Origin of the sequence: Mycobacterium sp., assembly GCF_040509115.1 — a bacterium.
GTDB lineage: Bacteria > Actinomycetota > Actinomycetes > Mycobacteriales > Mycobacteriaceae > Mycobacterium.
Genome location: NZ_JBEVLO010000111.1, coordinates 1 through 3,021 on the forward strand (window position 1 = coordinate 1; position 3,021 = coordinate 3,021).

Genomic DNA, 3,021 nt, shown 5'->3' on the forward strand with positions numbered 1-3,021 from the left:
ACCTGGGTCATCGGGTCACCTCGAACGCGAAAGCGATGACGTCGAGCGCCTCGTCCAGCAGGTCCTCGCTGATGGTCAGTGGGGGCAGGAAGCGCAACACGTTGTTGTCGGTGCCGCAGGTCAACACGATCACCCCGTGGCGTCGCGCCTCCGCCGCCACCGCGGCGGTCAGCACGGGATCCGGTGTGAGGGTGCCGGATTCGACCAGCTCGACGGCGATCATCGCTCCGCGGCCCCGCACCTGCCCGATCCGGGAGTCTGTGGACTGCACCGCGTGCAATCGTTGCTTCATGAGTTCTTCGATACGCACCGCCTTGCCCAGCAGGCCGTCGGCATGGATCGTCTCGATGGCAGCCAGCGCCGCGGCACATGCGATGGGGTTTCCGCCGTAAGTGCCCCCCAGGCCACCCGCGTGGACAGAGTTCATGATGGCCGCGGTGCCGGTGACAGCCGCCAGAGGCAGGCCACCGGCGATGCCCTTGGCGGTCACGATCAGGTCGGGAACGAGCCCCTCGTGCTCGCAGGCGAACATGGCGCCGGTCCGGGCGAAGCCGGTCTGCACCTCATCGGCAATGAACACCACACCGTTGTCGTGGCACCAATGCGACAGTGCAGGAAGGAATCCCGGTGCTGGCTCGATGAAGCCGCCCTCGCCCGGAATGGGCTCGATGATCATCGCCGCGAGTTCCGCGACGTCCACCGACGATTCGATGTGCGCGATCGCGCGATCGGCGGCCTGTCGGCCGGTGAATTCGGCGCCGTCGCGCAGTGGATACGACAGCGGGGCGCGATGCACGGCCGGGGCAAATGGGCCAAAACCGTGTTTGTAGGGCATGTTCTTTGCGGTCAACGCCATCGTCAGGTTGGTGCGACCGTGATAGGCGTGGGTGAACGCCACGACACCGGTGCGTTGGGTGTGGTGGCGGGCCACCTTGATGGCGTTCTCTACCGCTTCCGCGCCGGAGTTGAACAGTGCGCTGCGCTTGTCGTGGTCCCCCGGGGTCAGCGCGTTGAGGACCTCGGCCACCGCCACGTAACCCTCGTAGGGCGACACCATGAAACAGGTGTGGGTGAACCGTTCCACCTGCGCCTTGACGGCGGCGACGACGCGCGGCGCACTGTTGCCCACGCTGGTCACCGCGATCCCCGAGCCCAGGTCGATCAACGCGTTACCGTCGACGTCGATGACGATGCCGCCGGTGGTGGCGTGATCGATGAATGCCGGCAACGTCGTGGACACGCCATCGGCGACCGCCGCACTCTTGCGCGCGCCAAGGCGCTCGGACAGCGGCCCTGGGACGGACGTGGTCAAACGATGCGGGCGGGTGCGAACGGGCATGGCGGTCTCCGTAGTTGGCCGGTCTCTGATCGAGTCGCTCAAGAATGTCCCGCCCAAGCCATGCCGTCCAATACCGGCATGGCAAGCAAGCCATGCCCGGCAGGCATAATTAGGACCCATACGATTGGGGATGTGTCATGGAGCTTCGCACACTGCGGTACTTCGCCCAGGTGGCCGAGGCCGGCACGGTCAGCGCCGCGGCGGAAGCCCTCCACGTTACCCAACCCGGCCTGTCGCGACAGCTGCGCCAACTCGAACGAGACCTGGGAGTAGCGCTATTCGAGCGAAGTGCCGGACGGCTCAGCCTGTCGGCCGCCGGTCGAGCCCTGCTGCCGCGCGTTCACCAGATACTGGGCGACGCTGAGCAATTGGGCCTCGCCGCCAAGGTGCTCTTGACCGGACGGCTCGATCGGATCACGCTCGCCGCGCCCGCCACCACGCTGGCCGAGGTCGTCGCTCCGTTCATTGCCACCCTCGCACACACCGACCCCACACCATCGGCGTTCGCCTGCGACGGCTACGAGGCACGCTCGGCACTGCGCGCCGGGGCTGATCTCGTCATCACCAACGGCCGCCCGGTTGACGCAATGGATTCAATGGCCATTGGCGTCCTCCCGGTATGGGCGTACCTCCCCAAGGCTCACCGTTGGGCCGCAAAGAAAGAAATCACCCTCACTGCCCTCAAAGTCGAGACGATCATCTCGTTGCCAACGGCTTTCAGCGCGCGGCAGGCGTTCGATGCTGCCGTCCAGCACACCCACCAGGCAGTCAGCGTTGACATCGAAGCCAGCAGCGGTGCCGTGGCCCAGGCGCTCGCCGCTGCAGGGCGCGGGATAGCGATCGTCACCGATGACCCGCGGTTCGACCTGGCTCGAACAAGAATACGAGCAGGCGGCGGTCTAATGAACATCCATCTCTTCGCAGGGTGGGACCCCGACCACCCCGCACACTCCACGCTTGCTGCGATCGCCCGCCGACTCGCCAGACACGTCGATCATCACTATGGGTCTCCGGCATGAGAGGGTCCATTGGGCCAGCTCAGAACGTCGACGGTGGACATCGCACGTGACAAGTCACAGGCACACACACGCGACGCGCTGGCCGCCACGAGGCCGATCATCGAGACCTGCCTGGTGGGGCCGCGCGACACCCCAACCCTGCCAGCTGGCGCACCGATACCGGCTGGCAGGGTTCGGTCCCGATCCGACGGCGGGCTAGGTGGGGAAATCCGCGCTGCGAGAGAGAGTTTCATTGGTCCGGATGCCAGCCAAGTTGCTCTCCAGCGCATCGATCACGGCGTCGTAACCGCCACTGCCGAGGACCAGCCGACGGGGCGGCGGATCTTGGGCCATCGCCTCGATCACCGCACGGGCGCCGCGGCGTGGATCACCGGGTTGCGCCCCGTCCATCTCGACGAATGCGGCGCGGACCTGCTCCAGCATGTCGTGATACTGCGGAATCGTCTCCGCGACGGGTTCGTTCGCGAAGCCGGCGTAGGCGTTCGTGCGGAAAGCTCCTGGTTCGACCGCCAACACGGAGATGCCCTGCGCGGCGACCTCGTCGCGCAGCGCATCGGTGACGGCTTCGATGGCGTACTTCGTCGCGCTGTAGTAGCCGAATCCGGGCGCCGCCAGAAGCCCGGCCACCGAGGACACGTTGACGATCCACCCGTTCCCGCGGGC

3 protein-coding genes are annotated in these 3,021 nt (G+C 66.6%); 1 reads left to right on the top strand and 2 read right to left on the bottom strand.

Annotation, left to right across the window (positions count from 1 at the left end; genetic code table 11):
- Window positions 1-7: 7 nt before the first annotated feature.
- Window positions 8-1,339, bottom strand: coding sequence for a 4-aminobutyrate--2-oxoglutarate transaminase (gabT, locus tag ABW137_RS08875; RefSeq protein WP_526398977.1), 1,332 nt, complete (start codon window positions 1,337-1,339; stop codon window positions 8-10).
- 137 nt (window positions 1,340-1,476) lie between these two features.
- Between gabT and ABW137_RS08880 the strand changes: the two genes are divergently transcribed.
- The gene (locus ABW137_RS08880) at window positions 1,477-2,358 is read left to right on the top strand and encodes a LysR family transcriptional regulator (RefSeq protein WP_526398979.1); all 882 of its coding nucleotides are present in this window, start codon (window positions 1,477-1,479) and stop codon (window positions 2,356-2,358) included.
- Between the two features lie 195 nt (window positions 2,359-2,553).
- On the opposite strand, the gene ABW137_RS08885 is transcribed toward ABW137_RS08880, so the two are convergent.
- The coding region (locus ABW137_RS08885) for an SDR family NAD(P)-dependent oxidoreductase (RefSeq protein WP_526398981.1) at window positions 2,554-3,021 on the bottom strand (468 nt) is incomplete at its 5' end.

What these genes read in the sequence shown, in the direction of transcription:
- ABW137_RS08880 (WP_526398979.1), top strand. Translation starts at nt 1,477, where the DNA reads ATGGAGCTTCGCACACTGCGGTACTTCGCCCAGGTGGCCGAGGCCGGC.
- gabT (WP_526398977.1), bottom strand. Translation starts at nt 1,339, where the DNA reads ATGCCCGTTCGCACCCGCCCGCATCGTTTGACCACGTCCGTCCCAGGG.